We start from the raw sequence: 18580 nt of genomic DNA, 5'->3' as shown, positions 1-18580 counted from the left end.
ATGTCGTTTTCGTCAAAGGTTAAAAGTGAAGTTTGTAGATATGTGGATGTTTCTAAAGAAGAGGCTATAGCTATATTATCTGGAGTGATGAAGGTAAGCGGCACCATAGCTTTAGCATCAAATAAACAATTAAGTTTTAAGGTAACCACCGAGAATCCTAGTATTGCAAGATTAGTATTTAAGCTTTTAAAAGCCCACTTTGATATACATGCTAAAATAATGGTTAAAAAAAATAATTCCCTAAAGAAAAATAATGTTTATGTAATACTCATAAATGAAGATATGGGAGTTAAAGCTTTGCTAAAAGAAGTTGGTGTTTTAAAAAAAGAGGATGGTTTTTCATTAGAATTTGGAGTGCCTTCAAGTTTAGCTTATGACGACATAACTAAAAAGGCATTTATAAGAGGATCATTTTTAGGGGGAGGAAGTATTAGCAATCCTGAAAAGACTTATCATTTAGAATTTGTAACTCATGATAATAATTACGCAGAAGAGCTTAGCTCCCTAATTAATACCTATGGATTAAATTCAAAGGTTATACAAAGAAAAAACAGCTATGTAATATACATTAAAGAAGGAGAGCAAATTTCTGATTTGTTGAGTATTATAGGAGCTCATAGTTCTTTATTTTATTTAGAGAATATAAGAATAATGAAGGAAATGAGAAATAATGTTAATAGATTGGTAAATTGCGAAACTGCTAATTTAAGTAAAACTGTAAATGCAGCAGTTAGACAAGTAGAGAGCATAAAATTAATTGAAAATGAGATTGGTTTAAAAAGACTTCCTAAGAATTTAAGAGAGATAGCTGAACTTAGACTAAAGTTTCCAGATGAATCCCTAAAGGAGCTGGGAGAAATGTTGAATCCTAAAGTTGGAAAATCAGGAGTAAATCACAGACTTAGAAAAATAGAAAAAATAGCTGAAGAATTAAGAAAAGAAGGCAGGTAGTGAATTTTATGTCTAAGCATGAGAAAATAATAAATTATATTAACTCATTGATACCAGGGACACGAATTTCAGTTAGAGGTATTGCATCGAGCTTAAATGTAAGTGAGGGTACTGCTTATAGAGCAATAAAAGAAGCAGAGGACTCAGGTATAGTGTCAACAATTCCTAGAGTTGGAACAGTGAGGGTTGAAAAGGTTGAAAAGAAAAGTAGAGAGCTTTTGACCTATGCGGAAGTTGTGAATATAGTAGAAGGGAATATTTATGGAGGAAAAAAGGGAATACATAAAACCTTGAGTAATTTTTTTATAGGAGCAATGACGGAGGATGCTGCGGCCAGGTTTATTGAAAAATCGTCTTTGGTTATAGTTGGAAATAGAGAAGAACTTCAAAGATTAGCATTAATGAATGAATGTGGAGTGCTCATAGCAGGTGGATTTCAGTGTAGTGAAGAAATTAAAAAATTAGGAGACGAAAAATGTTTGCCTATTATATCTTCCAGTTATGATACCTTCACTATAGCTAGTATGATAAATAGGGCTCTTTCTGAAAATATAATTAAAAAGGATATAATATTAGCAGAAGATATAATGACTGAGGCGGAATATATTTTAGATACTGATAATGTGAAAAAGTTTAAGGATTTGGTTAAAGATACCAAACATGAAAGATTTCCTGTATTAGACAAAGAGAACAAGCTAGTGGGTATAGTGACCTTAAGAGATATCAGTGATGGGGTTAGTAATGAGGAACTTATAAGTAATGTAATGACCAAAAATCCTATAACAGTTTTTTCTAAAACTACTATAGCTTATGCTGCTCATATAATGGTTTGGGAAAACATAAAAATGTGTCCTGTAGTGCATAAAAAGAAGCTTTTAGGAGTTATAACCAGGCAGGATGTAATTAAGGCACTTAAATATGTATCAAGACAAGATCATGTAAAAGAAACCATGGAAGATTTAATTTTAGAGAATTTTAAATACAATAATGAAGATGGAAAAATGCATTTTTATGGAGAAATAATTCCTGAAATGCTGAATGAATTAGGTACAGCTTCTAGTGGAGCTTTAAATATGCTTCTTTCTACTACAGCTGAAATTACTGTTAGAAATAAAAATAATGTTAATATATATGTGGATAATATAGTAACTTATTTTATGCGACCAGTGCAAATGAATAGACATATAGATATATATACAGAAATTGTGGACATGGGTAGAAATTCATGTAAAGTGGAAGTTAGCATGTATAATAAAACTAAAGATTTAATTGCAAAGACTATATTATCAGCTAAAATACTAAATTAAAATTTCAAAACTTGCTTTCTCAATAGTTTATAGAAATTATGAGTAGGCAAGTTTTTGTAAAATATAACCAATATAAGGGAAAGGAGGATGTGAGATGGATTTTGTTCATCTTCATGTGCATACAGAGTACAGTCTCTTGGATGGTTCGGGTAAAGTTGATAAACTTATAGCTAGGGCTAAAGAATTAGGAATGCACAGTTTGGCCATAACGGATCACGGAACTATGTATGGATGTGTAGAATTTTATAAGGAAGCTAAAAAGCAAGGAATAAAGCCTATAATAGGTTGTGAAATATATGTATCTGAAAAGTCTATGGAATTAAAAGATAATAAAGAAAATAACATATACCACCTAGTACTTTTAGTAAAAAATGAAAAGGGCTATGAAAATTTAATGAAGATAGTTTCCACAGCATCTATAGAAGGTTTTTACTATAAACCTAGGGTAGATCATGAATACCTAAAAGAACATAGTGAAGGACTTATAGCAACTAGTGCATGTTTAGGCGGAGAGGTTCAATCAAATATATTAAAAGGAAATATAGAAAAGGCAAAAAAAGTTGCGCTTTTGTATAAAGATATATTTAAAGAAGGTTTTTATTTAGAACTTCAGTATCATGGACTTCAAGACCAGCTAAAGGTAAATGATGAACTTATAGAACTATCAAAAGAGTTGGATATACCATTGATTGCAAGTAATGACGTGCATTATATAAACAAAGAGGATACTAAAGCTCATGATGTACTTTTATGTATTCAAACAGGTAAGACGGTGGATGATGAAAATAGAATGAGGTATCCTTCTGGACAATTTTATTTAAGATCCCCAGAGGAAATGTACAATCAATTTTCCTATGCTAAAGAGGCATTGGAAAATACGGTGAAAATAGCAGAACAATGTAACTTTGATTATGAATTTCATGTGTCTAAATTGCCTGAATTCCCATTGGAAAAAGGGCAGAATCATTATGAATATTTAAGAGATTTATGTTATAAGGGACTAGAGGAAAGATATAAAGAAATAGGGGAAGAATTAAAAGAGAGATTAGAATACGAGTTGGGCATAATAAATCAAATGGGTTATGTGGACTATTTTCTTATAGTTTGGGATTTTATAAGATTTGCTAGAGAAAATGGCATAATGACAGGCCCGGGAAGAGGTAGTGGAGCAGGGTCATTAGTGGCTTATACCTTGGGAATAACAAAAATAGATCCAATCAAATATGGACTTATATTTGAAAGATTCCTTAATCCAGAGCGTGTATCTATGCCAGATATAGATAGCGATTTTTGCTATGAAAGAAGGCAAGAGGTAATTGACTACGTAGTTGATAAGTATGGAGAAAGTAACGTATCTCAAATAATAACCTTTGGTACTATGGCAGCTAGGGCTTGTATTAGGGACGTAGGGAGAGCTTTAAATTATTCCTATGCTGAGGTGGATAAAATAGCTAAGATGATACCTATAGTACAGGGAGGCATAACCATAGATAAAGCCTTGAATATGAATCCAGAGCTTAAACTGGTGTATGAAGATGACGATAGGGTAAAAGAGCTTATTGATATAGCCAGAAACCTAGAAGGACTTCCTAGGCATACATCTACCCATGCAGCTGGTGTAGTTATAGCATCTAAACCGTTAGTGAATTACGTACCACTTCAAAAAAATGATGACAATATAGTGGCACAGTTTCCTATGGGAACTTTGGAGGAACTTGGACTTTTAAAGATGGACTTCTTGGGACTACGTACTCTAACGGTAATAAGAGATGCTCTTAATATAATAAAGAAAACTAAAAATATAGACATTGATTTAGATAAATTAGATTTTGAAGATGAAAATGTGTATCGCATGATTGGCGAAGGCAAAACCACAGGGGTGTTTCAGCTAGAGTCACCGGGCATGACTAGCTTTATGAAAGACTTAAAGCCTGACTCGCTAGAGGACATAATAGCGGGTATAAGTCTTTATAGACCAGGTCCTATGGCAGAAATACCAAACTACTTAAAGAATAAGAAAAAACCAAAGGAAATTCAGTACTTAACTCCAGAATTAGAGCCTATATTAAACGTGACTTATGGATGTATGGTTTATCAAGAGCAGGTTATGGAAATTGTTAGAAAGTTAGCTGGGTATTCCATGGGCAGAAGTGATTTGGTTAGACGTGCTATGTCTAAGAAAAAGCATGATGTAATGCTTCAGGAGAGGCAGAATTTTATACATGGAATAGTGGATGAAGATGGCAAGGTATTGGTACCTGGATGTGTTAGAAATGGCATAAGTGAAGATAGAGCAAACAAAATATTTGATCTTATGATGGATTTTGCATCCTATGCCTTCAATAAATCCCATGCCGCTGCCTATGCAGTGGTGGGGTATCACACAGCATACTTAATGTGCTACTATCCTACAGAATTTATAGCAGCTATGTTAAATAGTGTTAAGGGTGACAATGATAAAGTAGCCCATTATATAAGATTTGCCAAGGAAGCGGGTATAAAGGTACTGCCACCGGATATAAATGAAAGTTTCACTGATTTTACAGTTGAAAATGGCAAAATAAGATTTGGCATGTCTGCAATAAAAAATATAGGAGTAAATGTAGTAGATAGTATAGTAAAATCTAGAGAAGAAAATGGAAAATTTAATGATTTTATGGATTTTTGCAATAAGATAGACTTAAGCTCTGTTAACAAAAGGGCAGTGGAAAGTCTTATAAAATGTGGAGCCTTTGATAATTTTTCTGTATACAGATCTAAGCTTTTAGCAGTTTACGAGAAGGTTTTAGAAGGAATAAATAGTAGAAATAAGAAAAATATAAAGGGACAGATGAGCTTGTTTGATACTGCAGAGGAACCAATAATGGATTTAGGGGTAGTTTATCCCAATATACAAGAATTCGATAAAAAATATATTTTGTCTATGGAAAAGGAAATGACAGGTTTGTATATATCAGGTCATCCACTAGATGAATATGCAGAATCTTTAAAGGCAATTACAGATACTAAAACTACAGATATAATTATAAATGAAAATATAGAAGAAAATGTAACAGTAAGTGAAAATGACTTAAAGGTAAAGGATGGAGACAGGGTAATTATAGGTGGAATCATTTCTAGTTTAAGTAAGAAAGTAACTAGAAGTAACACTATGATGTGCTTTATGGCTTTAGAAGACTTATATGGTACTATAGAAGTAGTGGTATTTCCAAAAGTATTAGATAAGTATAAGAGCCTTATAAATGAAGATGAGTTAATCATAGTTAAAGGAAGAGTTACTATAAGAGAAGATGAGCAGCCTAAAATACTTTGTGATACAATTGAGCCACTTGTAAAGATAAATAGTAGTAAAATATATGTGCTTGTGGAGGATGAGAGCAAAATCAAGTTAGCTTCAAGCAGTATAAGAAAATTGGCTGAAGAATTTAGTGGAAATATACCAGTTTATATATGTACTAGCAAAGAGAGAAAAAAATATAGGGTGAGTAGAGAGTTATGGTTAAGTGATGAGCCAGAGGTCATTAGTAGGCTTATACAAATATTTTCTTATGAGAATGTAAAAAAACAATAAAAAATTTATAGAGGCTTTTGCATTAGAATAAAATTCTTTATGTAAAAACCTCTATAAATTTTAATATAATTATGTATAACTTGGGAAAATGCTTAAGAAAAGGTTTAAATTTTCGAATTATTACGGATAATACTTTTTAAATAGTTTGAATAAATTTTATTTTTTTATTAAACTAAAATTAGATAAGAAAACAAATGAATAATTATATTTTAATAGTGAAAAATATCTAATGAAATGATATAATAAAAAATGTGTAGGAAGTTGTCAAAAGACGTGTGTTTTACCATAGAATTTTAACAATAGTGGGACGGAGTATGTCCTAGTGGTCAAAGGAGGTAGGAGCTTATGAAAACTATAGGTATATTAACAAGTGGTGGAGATGCACCAGGAATGAATGCTGCCATAAGAGCAGTGGTTAGAACTGCATTAGACAAAGGCTTAAAAGTAATGGGAATTCAACGTGGATACAGCGGGCTTATAAATGGAGAAATATTTGAAATGAATAGACATAGTGTGTCAGATATAATACATAGAGGAGGAACTATTCTTAGAACTGCTAGATGTGAAGAATTTAGAACAGAAGAGGGTAGAAAAAGAGCTGCTAAGGTTTTAAAGGTATTTGGAATAGATGGTCTAGTAGTTATAGGAGGTGATGGCTCCTTTACAGGTGCAAGATTATTGTCAGAGCTAGGAGTGTCAGCAGTGGGAATTCCTGGAACTATAGATAATGATTTAGCTTATACACAATATACCATAGGATTTGATACAGCTCTAAATACAGTATTGGACGCTATAAATAAAATAAGAGATACCTCTACTTCTCATGAAAGAGTAAGCGTAGTAGAAGTAATGGGAAGAAACTGTGGAGATATAGCATTGTATGCTGGATTAGCTGGTGGAGCTGAAAGTGTTATAATACCAGAAAAGGGATACAATTTAAACGAATTATGCAGAAATATATTAGAGGGTAAATTAAGAGGAAAAATGCACAATCTAATAGTCTTGGCAGAAGGCGTTGGAGGAGCTGAAGAGTTAGCAAAAAAAATAGAAGAAGTTACTGGAATAATCACAAGAGCCACTATTCTTGGCCATATACAAAGAGGAGGAAGTCCTTCAGCCTTTGATAGAGTATTAGCAGCTAGGTTAGGAGCAAAAGCTATAGAAGTGCTTTTAGAAGGTAAAAAAGCAAGAGTAGTAGGAATTAGAGATGGAAAAGTAATTGATCAAGATATAAATGAGGCATTATCAACAAAGAGAGAATTTGATGAAGAGTTATTCGATATAGCAAGAGCCCTATCTTACTAGAATATTAAATTATAGCATATTGGGTAAACTAATATAAATAATTATCTTCTGTTATGTAAAATTAATATTTAATAAGGAGAGTAGCATATGAAAAAAACAAAAATTATATGTACCATAGGACCTGCAAGTGATAATAGAGAAGTTTTATCAAAATTAATGGAAGCGGGAATGAATGCTTCCAGACATAATTTTTCTCACGGAGACCATGAAGAACATAAAGAAAGAATGGATTTTGTAAAGAAATTAAGAGAAGAATATAAAAAGCAAATCGCTATAATTCTTGACACAAAGGGACCAGAAATAAGAACAGGTAATTTTTCAAGTGATGTACAATTAAAACAAGGACAAAAATTTACCATATACTGCGGTGAAGAAGTTATAGGTGATGAAACAAAGTGCTCTGTAACCTATAGTGAGTTATGCGAAGATGTAAATTCTGGAGATACTATATTAATAGATGACGGTTTAGTTGGATTAGAAGTAGAAAGTATAGAAAAAAATAAAATACACTGTATAGTTAAAAATAGCGGAGAAGTTTCTAGTCATAAGGGCGTGAATGTACCAGGAGTTTCTATAAATCTGCCAGCATTAACTGATAAGGACAAGTCAGATTTATTATTTGGTATAGAACAGGGAGTAGATATAATAGCTGCTTCATTTATAAGAAAAGCATCAGACGTTTTAGAAATAAGAAAATTATTAGCTAAAAACGGCGGAAGTGATATTCAGATTTTCTCTAAGGTTGAGAATGCTGAAGGTGTAAGCAATATAGATGACATAATAAAGTTCTCTGATGGAATAATGGTAGCTAGAGGAGATCTAGGTGTAGAAATACCTACAGAAGAAGTGCCAGTGGTACAAAAGATGATAATAGAAAAATGTAATAGAGCAGGCAAGCCAGTAATTACAGCTACTCAAATGCTAGACTCTATGATAAGAAACCCAAGACCAACAAGAGCAGAAGCTTCAGACGTAGCTAATGCCATATTTGATGGTACAGATGCTATAATGTTAAGTGGTGAAACAGCTAAAGGAAAGTGGCCGGTAGAAGCAGTTACAACTATGGCTAAAATAGCTATGAGAGCTGAAGAGACACTAGATCATAATAAAAAATTACAAAAAATAATGGAAACCCATATACCAAATGTTGCTAATGCTATAAGCTTAAGTGCTGTTACTACCGCAGAACAATTAAATGCCTCTGCTATAATTACAGCAACACAAAGTGGAAGTACTGCAAAAAGAGTTTCTACTTATAGACCAAATTGTCCAATAATAGCAGTAACTCCAAATGAAAAAGTGGCTAGAAAATTGGCACTTAACTGGGGAGTATTTCCACTAGTTACTTCTCAATATAAATCTACAGATGAGCTTATAGAGCAATCTGTAAATATAGCTTTAGAAGAAGGATATATAAACAAAGGTGAACTAGTAATAATAGCAGCAGGTATCCCAGTACAATATTCAGGAACTACAAATATGTTAAAAGTTCATATAGCTGGAGATATACTAGTGCAAGGTAATGGAGCAGGAAACAAAGCAGGATATGGTGTTGCTCATGTGGTTAACTCACCAGAAGAAGCAAACAGAATAGTTCAAGATGGAGAAATCCTTATAGTAAAAGATTTAAATAAAGATTATATAGATGTACTAGACAGGGTTGTAGGAATAATAGCAGAAAATGGTGGACTTACATCACACATGGCTATTGAATGTATATCTAGAGAAATTCCAATAATTTGTGGTGCTGAAAATGCTACAAGTATTATAAAAACAGGTTCTTTTATAACTATGGATACAGCTAGAGGTGTAGTATATAGCGGAAGAGCTAATGTAAGATAATATCTAAATAAGATTATTACTTTAATGTAAGCAAGTGTAGACAGTTTTAACAAAATACATTAGAAAAATCATACTTTAATCTAATAAAAATTCAATTTTGTATAGATTTAGTATGATTTTTCTTTAATATAAAAGTTTTTTAATAAAAACTATTGAATAAATAATGTTTTTGTTGTAAAATTATATTTCATATGTATATTTGCTTTCTTTTAGGATATACTAGTATAATAGAAAATACTGGCAACTGATTTTACGATTTTGCACCCTATTGGGTGTATTTTTTTTGCACAAAATATCTGAATAAAATATTTGCAATGTATCAAACTAATAGTATATATAAGTTATTAAACTTTCGTGAATTAGCAATGATTTACAAAGTATTTCATGGGTGAATTGCCCATTTATCATTATTAGTTTATAATTATGATATTAATTATAAATTTAACTTTCGCATATAAATTTTAAGTGCTACATTAGATGAATAAACGTTCTTAATTTAAAATTTATAATGTAAAATAAGAATTTGTAAGTTATGTCAAGTAAGAGGTAAAAAGTAAGAAGTAAAAGAGAAGGATAAAACTCAAGGAGTTTTTTTATAATTAATTTTTAAAAGAGCCTTATTTTTTAGTTTATAGTTGTGAAATTTTGGTTATAAACTAATAATAATATTAATCAACTAAATGTGAATTAATAACGGTATAAATTTGGGAATATTAAAAATGAATAAATTAAATTTATTGAAAGGTTGATAAGATGAATAGAGAAATTCCAATAAAGAAAAATGAAGAATACATAATAGATATATCAGGCATGGGACATGATGGAGAAGGTATAGGAAAAGTAGAAAATTTTACAGTGTTCATTCCTGGAGCTATAGAAGGAGAAACTGCAAAGGTTAAAATATTAAGTGTTAAAAAGAATTATGGTTACGGAAAACTTATGGAGATAATAAAGCCTTCAGAGAAAAGAGTTGCTCCAGTTTGTCCTTCCTTTGGAAAATGCGGCGGATGTAGTATTCAACACTTAGATTATAATTATCAGCTTCAAATTAAAAGAAAAAGAGTACAAGATGCCTTAGAAAGAATAGGAAAGCTTGAGGGAGTTAAAGTACATAATACTATAGGTATGGATAATCCCTATAATTACAGAAATAAAGTTCAGCTTCCAGTGGGAGAAGATAAAGATGGTAATATAGTAATAGGATTTTATGCTCCAAGAAGTCACAATATAATAGATATAGATAAATGTTTTATTCAAGAAGAGATTTCTCACAAAGTAGTGCAGTTATTAAAACAGTGGATGAATAAATACCGCATAAAGCCTTATAATGAAGAAAAACACACTGGCTTAGTGAGACATATAATGGTGAGAAAAGGCTTTAAAACTGGTGAAGTCATGGTAGTTATTGTGACTAATGGGGATAAGTTGCCTAATAAAGATGAATTAATTAAATCTCTTGTGGATAACATAGGGGGAATTCACAGTATAATTCAAAATGTAAATAGCAAAAGAACCAATGTAATATTAGATACTAAGTGCAAAACCTTATGGGGACAAGACCACATAACTGATTACATAGGAAAATTTAAATTTAATATATCACCTCTTTCATTTTTTCAAGTAAACCCTGTGCAAACAGAAGTATTATATGGAAAAGTTTTAGAGTATGCAGATTTAAAGGGAGATGAAGTGGTGTTTGATGCCTATTGTGGTACAGGAACTATTTCTTTATTTCTATCTCAAAAGAGCAATAAGGTATATGGTGTAGAGATAATTAATGAAGCCATAGAAAATGCCATAGAAAATAGCAAAATAAACAATATACAAAATGCGGAGTTTATAGTGGGTAAATCTGAAGAGGAAATACCAAAGCTTATTTCAAAAGGCATAATACCAGATGTAGTGGTAGTAGATCCACCAAGGAAAGGCTGCGAAAAAATACTTATAGAATCTATATGTAAAAGTAATCCCAAAAGGGTAGTTTATGTTTCCTGTGATCCAGGCACCTTGGCTAGGGATTTAGCAATTTTTAAGGAGCTTGGGTACGAAACAGAAGAGGTGCAGCCAGTGGATATGTTTAGCCAGACCTCGCATGTTGAGACGTGCGTACTACTATATAATAAAGAATATTACGAGAAGGAAGTTAAGGGGAAAGTGAAGGCTGAAGTGGTGACGGAAGTATAAATCGATATTTATGTATTATAAAGGGCATCTAGTTTTACAGCTAGGTGCTTTTTTAGTGCGTAAATAACAGAATGTCAATATAATTCCATTAATTTCATAAAAGTAATTGACTTAGACAATAAATAGTACTATAATAATTATATTGACTTAGACAATTTTTTAGGGAGGTGGATGATTGTTAGGATTAGAATACATTTTAGGTTTGTATAATATGCAGCATATAGAACTGGCAGAAAAATTAGGAATAAAAAAGCAAAATATAAACCTTTGGATTAAAGGAAAACAAAATATTCCTAAAAAATATCTCCCTGTACTAGAAGAGCTTTTTGGAATAGATAAAGAGTATTTTATTAAAGAGTTGACTGAAATAGAAAAGTTGGAAATTCAAAAAGAAAAGTTAAAAAAAGATTTGAAACCTGTTATAAAAAACCATGAGCAGCAGTTTATGATTGGAGAGATTAATGATTTAGTAGAAGTACCGATATATGATAAAGAGGAAATGAATGCCATTGAGCGAAATATCGAAAAGGCAAAACTTGTATCAAGATTTAAAGAAGCACTAGATATTGTTGATAATAATCCTTATATGGACACATATAAGCTGATTATAGAGTTATTAGAAAAGGTTCAACACGAGGTGGTTCTTCATAAGACCATTGAAGCATTAGCCCATTATTATGAGGTATTACCAGACTGGGTGGTGAGTGAACCTGAGCAAGAAGAATTTGAAGAAGAAATATTTGAAGTATTTGATGATCATAATTTTTAAGTAAAGGGAGGACAAACAAATGTCAACAGGTAATATTGGATTTGAAGAAACACTATGGAAAGCAGCTGATAAACTAAGAGGAAGTATGGACGCCAGTGATTACAAACACGTAGTATTGGGGTTGATTTTCTTAAAATACATCTCTGATAAATTTGAAACAAAATACAATCAACTTTTAGAAGAAGGAGATGGATTCGAAGAAGACAGAGATGAATACACTTATGAGAATATCTTTTGGGTTCCCAAAGAAGCAAGATGGGATTATATTAAAGACAATGCCAAAGACCCTAAAGTAGGACAATATATTGATGATGCAATGATTTTAATTGAAAAAGAAAATCCAACCTTAAAAGGTGTGTTGGATAAAAGATATGCAAGACCAGAGCTTGATAAAAGAAGGCTTGGAGAACTTATAGATTTAATTTCTACAATAAGACTTCATCAAAATGGAGAAAAAGATTTACTTGGCAGAGTATACGAATACTTTTTGGGTAAATTTGCTAGTGCTGAAGGAAAAGGTGGTGGAGAGTTCTACACGCCTACCAGTGTTGTTAAGACTTTAGTTGAAATGATAGAACCCTATCAAGGTAGAATCTATGACCCTTGTTGTGGTTCAGGTGGAATGTTCGTTCAAAGTGAGAAGTTTGTTGAAGAACATCAAGGAAAAATAGAAAACCTTTCAATATATGGTCAAGAATTAAATTCAACCACATGGAAGCTTTGCAAAATGAATCTTGCCATCAGAGGTTTAGATAGTAATCTAGGAGATCACCATGATGACACCTTCCATAATGATTTGCATAAAACATTGAAAGCAGACTATATCTTAGCAAATCCACCTTTCAATATTAGTGATTGGGGTGGAGATAAATTAACAGATGATGTGAGATGGAAATATGGAACACCACCAACAGGAAATGCAAACTATGCATGGCTTCAACATATGGTTTATCATCTTGCACCAAATGGTGTAGCAGGGGTTGTACTTGCCAATGGAGCATTGAGTTCCAATACCTCTAATGAAGGAGAAATCAGAAAAAATCTATTAGAAGATGATAAGGTTGATGCTATTGTAGCATTGCCTGATAAGTTGTTTTATTCTACAGGAATACCAGTTTCATTATGGATATTAAATAGAAACAAAAAAGATAATCCAAAGTTTAGAAGCAGAGAGCATGAAATACTTTTTATCGATGCCAGACATTTAGGAGAAATGATAGATAGAAGACATAGGGAATTAAATGAAGAGGATATTAAAAAGATTGCAGATACCTATCATCAGTGGAGAAATGTTGATGGTAGTTATGAAGATATAAAAGGTTTCTGTAAATCAGCGAAGCTTGAAGACGTAAGAGAGCATGAATATGTATTAACTCCAGGAAGATATGTAGGAATTGAAGATATAGAAGATGATGGCATACCTTTTGAAGAAAAGATGGAGAAAATGACCAGTGAATTAGGAGAACTATTTGCTAAGTCCAGACGCCTAGAAGAGGAGATACGAAAGAATCTAGGAGGGATTGGGTATGAGTTTTAGTGAGTGGAGAGAAGTTAAAGTTTCTGAAATCGGAAAAGTTGTAACTGGAAAAACGCCCAAAACAGCTATCAGAGAGTATTACGGAGGAAATATTCCATTTCTGACACCTTCTGATAACATGAATATAAAAAATGTTTATAAAACTGCAAGAACACTTTCTGTATTGGGGGTTGATTCAGTAAAAAAATGTTTGTTACCAGCTAAATCTGTTTGTGTTAGTTGTATTGGATCAGATTTAGGGAAGGTAGTTTTAACAAAGGAACCTACTGTTACAAATCAACAGATTAATTCAATAATTCCAAATAAGAATTATGATTCTGATTTCATATACTATGCAATGACTATTTTAGGAAAAGAATTAAACTATATAAGCAAAACTTCTACTGCGGTACCAATTATTAATAAGACTACTTTCTCAAATTTTTCTATAACACTGCCCGCAATAGAAGAACAAAAAGCCATAGCCCACGTACTCTCAACCCTAGATGAAAAAATCGAAGTCAACAACCAAATCAATAAAACCCTTGAAAACATGGCACAAGCAATTTTTAAACAATGGTTTGTAGATTTTGAATTTCCAAATGAAGATGGAGAACCCTATAAATCCAGTGGTGGTGAGATGGTTGAAAGTGAACTTGGGATGATTCCTAAAGGGTGGGAAGTAAAAGGTTTGGATGAAACAGCAGACTATTTAAATGGCTTAGCTATGCAAAAGTTTAGACCCAAAGAAAATGAAAAGGAATATCCAGTTCTTAAAATTAAAGAATTAAGACAAGGATTTACAGATAGTAGTAGTGATGTTTGCTCAGTAAATATTGATAAAAAGTACATTATTCATGATGGAGATATTATATTTTCATGGTCAGGTAGCTTATTAGTGGATATATGGTGTGGTGGAACTTGTGGGTTAAATCAACATTTATTTAAAGTAACTTCAAAAGAATATGATAAGTGGTTCTATTATCATTGGACTGAATATCATTTGAAAAGGTTTGTTGAAATTGCAGCAAGTAAAGCAACTACAATGGGACACATAAAAAGAAAAGATTTGTCAGATTCAAAAGTAGCAATTCCAAGTAAACAAACTTATGATAAGGCATCTCAGGTGTTTAAACCTTTATTTGATAAAATTACTGGAACTAAAATAGAGTCTAAGCGGTTAACAGAAATCAGAGACACACTCCTTCCAAAACTCATGTCAGGTGAAATCAGAGTAACTCTTGATGAAGAAGGTGAAGTATCATGAAATTTGGAATTAGAAAACCAAGTTTAAAGAAACGAATATCCGCAAGAACTAGCATAAAAAGACAAGTTATCCATAGAGCAGGATTAAAAATGCCTAGAGGTTTGGGATGGCTTAGAAATCCTAAGAAGTATGCGTATAATAAGGTGTATAACAAAACATCCTTTGATATTTTTAAGCTGATTAAAAAACTATTCAAATAATTGGAGTTCAAAAGGGGGAAGGAACTTGAGCTTATTCGAGAATTTTACGGAAGATTTTTTAGAAGAGGCTGCCATAGAGATCTTACAAGAATTAGGTTATGAGTATGTATTTGCACCTGATATCTCATGTGATGGAGAATATCCTGAAAGAAAAGATTATCGGGAAGTGTTTTTGGAGCAAAGAGTAAAGGATGCTTTATTCAGAATTAACAGAGACTTACCAGCTGAAGCTTTAGAGGATGCCTATCGGCAGATCATTACTTTTAACAGTCCTATGCTAGAAGAAAATAACCGATACTTTCACAAACTATTGGTAGAAGGAATCGAAGTATCTTATAAGGAAAAGGACGTCATTAGAACGAAACGGGCTTATATTATTGATTTTGATGATATGGACGGAAAGAAAAGCAATAATGAATTCTTAGTAGTAAATCAATTTACCATTATTGAAAATGAAGAAAGAAGACCCGACTTAATTTTATTTATCAATGGGATTCCAGTAGTAGTCATTGAGTTGAAGTCTGCCAGCGATGAAAATGTAGGGATTGAAAATGCCTATAATCAAATCCAAACATACAAAAGAGATATTCCATCTTTATTTAACTATAATGCCTTCTGTATCTTATCTGATGGTATTAATGCCAAAGCAGGAACCATTACTTCTAATGAAGAACGATTTATGAATTGGAGAAGTATTGATGGAGAAACTGTTGAACCATTATCCAAGCCACAATATGAAGTCTTGTTTTATGGCATGCTTGCAAAGGAACGACTTCTTGATATTATTAAAAATTTTCTTCTGTTCCAAGAATCAAAGGAAGAAGAGAAAGATGCTGATGGCAATAAAATTGGAGATAAGAAAACAATTATTAAAATACTAGCTGCATATCACCAGTATTTTGCTGTAAAAAAAGCTATAGAAAAAACAAAGGAAGCCACTAGAGAAGATGGAGATAGAAAGATTGGTGTTATCTGGCATACCCAAGGTTCTGGAAAAAGCTTTTCTATGGTTTTCTATACAGCAGGACTAGTGAGGGAGTTAAACAATCCGACTATTGTGGTGATTACGGATAGAAATGATTTGGATGACCAATTATTTAGTACTTTTGCAAAATCTCAGGATATATTAAGGCAGACACCCAAACAGGCTGATGTTAGAAAGTTAACCGATGAACAAAAGAAACAACAAGCTAAGGAAAATTCAAAAGAAATCAATGGACTGTTTGACTTGCTGAATGATCGAGAATCAGGTGGCATTATTTTTACTACCATTCAAAAGTTCAAACCAGAAGAAGGGGAAATGCCTGCTCTTACAAAGCGGAAAAATGTTATTATCATCGCCGATGAAGCCCATAGAAGTCAATATGGACTTGATGCAAAAACGGATATGAAAACAGGGGAAGTAAAATATGGCTATGCAAAATATTTAAGAGATGCTCTTCCAAATGCCTCTTTTATCGGTTTTACAGGTACACCCATTGACTTAGAAGACCGTTCTACAACTGCTGTGTTTGGTCATTGCATAGATACCTATGATATGACACGAGCAGTGGAAGATGAAGCTACTGTGAAGATTTACTATGAAAATAGGATCATTAAACTGGAAACCGATGAAGAAGAATTGATTAAAATTGATGAGGAATTTGAAGAAGTTACAGAGGGTCAAGAGGATTTTGAAAGAGAAAAAAACAAGACCAAATGGTCAAGGTTAGAAGCCATTGTCGGTTCTCCAAATAGAGTGAAAAAGCTTGCTGAAGATATTGTAAATCACTATGAAGAGAAGTCTAAGACCATAGATGGTAAAGCCATGATTGTTTGCATGAGTCGAAGAATTTGTGTAGACCTTTATGATGAGATTATTAAACTAAGACCTGACTGGCATGATGATGATGTAAATAAAGGGAAAATCAAAGTAGTCATGACTGGAAGTGCCTCAGATAATGAAAGATTACAAAAGCATGTTGGTGGAAAGCAACGAAGAGATACATTGGCGAAAAGAATGAAAGATAATGCTGATGAATTAAAAATCGTTATTGTTCGTGATATGTGGCTTACTGGTTTTGATGTGCCTTCTATGCATACCATGTATATTGATAAGCCTATGAAAGGTCATAATCTTATGCAGGCGATTGCGAGAGTAAATAGGGTATTCAAAGATAAATCAGGCGGTGTAGTAGTTGATTATCTAGGAATTTTAGAAAGCTTAAAGAATGCACTAAAAGAATATACAGATGGAGATAAGAAAAATACAGGAATTGATACTTCTGTTGCCATTTCCATTATGCTTGAAAAACTTGAAATACTACAAGGAATGATGTATGGATTCGATTACTCCAAGTATATGGGAACATCTCAAAAAGAAAGAATCAGAGCAATTACAGGCGGTATGGACTTTATTCTTGGAAAGCCAGAAGAAGACCAAAAGGAATTCAAAAAAATATCTGTAGAATTGGCAAAGGCTCACTCCTTATGTGCAGCTACTGAGGATGGGAAAGCAAAGGCATTGGAAGTTAGTTATTTCAAAGCAGTAAAGGCAAGTTTAGCAAAGTTAAAAGAAAAAGATGCGGTTAAAAAGTCTAAGAAAGAAATAGAAGCAAGAGTAAATCAGATGTTGGAGCGTTCTATTATTTCAGAAGATGTCATTGATGTTTTTGATGCAATGGGACTGAAAAGACCAGATGTTTCTATTTTGTCAGAGGAATTTTTAGATGAAGTAAGAGAAATGAAACATAAAAACTTAGCAGTAGAAATGCTTAAGAAGTTATTAGAGGGCAATATTAAATCAATGGAAAAAAGAAATTTAGTAAAATCTGAAAGATTTTCTGAGAAGTTGAAAAAAGCCTTAAATAAATATAGAAACCAAGCCATTACCAATGCAGAGGTTATAGAAGAACTAATCAGGATGGCTCACGAAATGAAAAGAGCAAGGGAAGAGGAAAAGGATTTAGGGTTAAATGAAGATGAGATTGCTTTCTATGACGCATTAACAGCCGACGAGGTTGTGAAAGATTTTATGGAGGATGAGACCTTAAAAAAGATTGCTCAAGAATTAACTTTTGCTATTAAAAATAACATTACCATTGACTGGAGTGTAAGAAAAAGTGCTCAAGCAGGCATGAGAAGGATCATAAAAAGACTTCTTAAAAAATATGATTATCCACCAGAACAGGCAAAAAATGCACTTAAAGTTGTTATGAGACAGGCAGAAAAGATGTGTGGCAATGTCAACGTAGAAGACATCCAGTATAATAAAGTGGCGGAAGAAAAGCAAGATTACATTTTGAGATAGGAGGATTAAGAAATGCCTGAAAAGAAAATAGATATTACTCAGAAATATAATCGTGAAATATTGGAGATCAAAAATAAACTTAATCAGCTGGAACAAGGAAGGATCTATGAGTTGTCTAGAGCACAGATGGATGGTTATCTGGCTACTAATATTGGTCAATTAAAAAGGATGATAGCAGAACTAATATATAAAGTGGAGTATGGAGAGGAATCGATCGAAGATAATTTGCGTGATATTTTTGACAAAAAATCAATGATGTTGTATAAATAAAGTTGACACCTTATTCTCGTATAATTCAAAATATAATTAAGAGAATAAGGAGGTGCTTATCATGGCACAAAAACGTTATGACCAGGATTATAAAGTCCAGGCAGTTAAG

12 protein-coding genes are annotated in these 18580 nt (G+C 32.5%); all 12 read left to right on the top strand.

The window, feature by feature from the left end; translation table 11 throughout:
• Positions 1-951, top strand: coding sequence for a DNA-binding protein WhiA (whiA, locus tag FGK85_RS02530; RefSeq protein ID WP_138203464.1), 951 nt, complete (start codon positions 1-3; stop codon positions 949-951).
• A gap of 8 nt (positions 952-959) precedes the next feature.
• A complete protein-coding gene (locus FGK85_RS02525) occupies positions 960-2258 on the top strand; it encodes a DRTGG domain-containing protein (RefSeq protein ID WP_138203462.1) in 1299 nt (432 codons plus the stop codon).
• A 94-nt stretch (positions 2259-2352) separates the two neighbouring features.
• Positions 2353-5829 (top strand): DNA polymerase III subunit alpha, encoded by a 3477-nt coding sequence (locus tag FGK85_RS02520; protein WP_138203460.1) that lies wholly within the window; start codon positions 2353-2355, stop codon positions 5827-5829.
• Positions 5830-6174: 345 nt separating this feature from the next.
• Positions 6175-7134, top strand: coding sequence for a 6-phosphofructokinase (pfkA, locus tag FGK85_RS02515; protein ID WP_138203458.1), 960 nt, complete (start codon positions 6175-6177; stop codon positions 7132-7134).
• A gap of 87 nt (positions 7135-7221) precedes the next feature.
• Positions 7222-8976, top strand: a complete 1755-nt coding sequence (pyk, locus tag FGK85_RS02510) for a pyruvate kinase (RefSeq protein WP_138203456.1) — start codon at positions 7222-7224, stop codon at positions 8974-8976.
• 753 nt (positions 8977-9729) lie between these two features.
• A complete protein-coding gene (gene rlmD, locus FGK85_RS02505; RefSeq protein ID WP_138203454.1) occupies positions 9730-11160 on the top strand; it encodes a 23S rRNA (uracil(1939)-C(5))-methyltransferase RlmD in 1431 nt (476 codons plus the stop codon).
• A 175-nt stretch (positions 11161-11335) separates the two neighbouring features.
• A complete protein-coding gene (locus FGK85_RS02500; protein ID WP_138203452.1) occupies positions 11336-11929 on the top strand; it encodes a helix-turn-helix domain-containing protein in 594 nt (197 codons plus the stop codon).
• 19 nt (positions 11930-11948) lie between these two features.
• Positions 11949-13466 (top strand): class I SAM-dependent DNA methyltransferase, encoded by a 1518-nt coding sequence (locus FGK85_RS02495; protein WP_138203450.1) that lies wholly within the window; start codon positions 11949-11951, stop codon positions 13464-13466.
• Positions 13456-14712 (top strand): restriction endonuclease subunit S, encoded by a 1257-nt coding sequence (locus FGK85_RS02490; RefSeq protein ID WP_138203448.1) that lies wholly within the window; start codon positions 13456-13458, stop codon positions 14710-14712. Before FGK85_RS02495 ends, FGK85_RS02490 begins: the two co-directional genes overlap by 11 nt.
• Positions 14709-14912: a hypothetical protein gene (locus FGK85_RS02485; protein ID WP_138203446.1), complete on the top strand. Its 204-nt coding sequence runs from the start codon at positions 14709-14711 to the stop codon at positions 14910-14912. Before FGK85_RS02490 ends, FGK85_RS02485 begins: the two co-directional genes overlap by 4 nt.
• 25 nt (positions 14913-14937) lie before the next feature.
• Positions 14938-18201, top strand: coding sequence for a type I restriction endonuclease subunit R (locus FGK85_RS02480; RefSeq protein WP_138203444.1), 3264 nt, complete (start codon positions 14938-14940; stop codon positions 18199-18201).
• 12 nt (positions 18202-18213) lie between these two features.
• Positions 18214-18471, top strand: coding sequence for a hypothetical protein (locus FGK85_RS02475; protein WP_138203442.1), 258 nt, complete (start codon positions 18214-18216; stop codon positions 18469-18471).
• The last annotated feature ends 109 nt before the right edge of the window (positions 18472-18580 follow it).

This window comes from Haloimpatiens lingqiaonensis (assembly GCF_901447495.1).
GTDB lineage: Bacteria > Bacillota > Clostridia > Clostridiales > Clostridiaceae > Haloimpatiens > Haloimpatiens lingqiaonensis.
The sequence above is the reverse complement of the archived record's forward strand: the minus strand, read 5'-3'. Positions and strand labels throughout refer to the sequence as shown.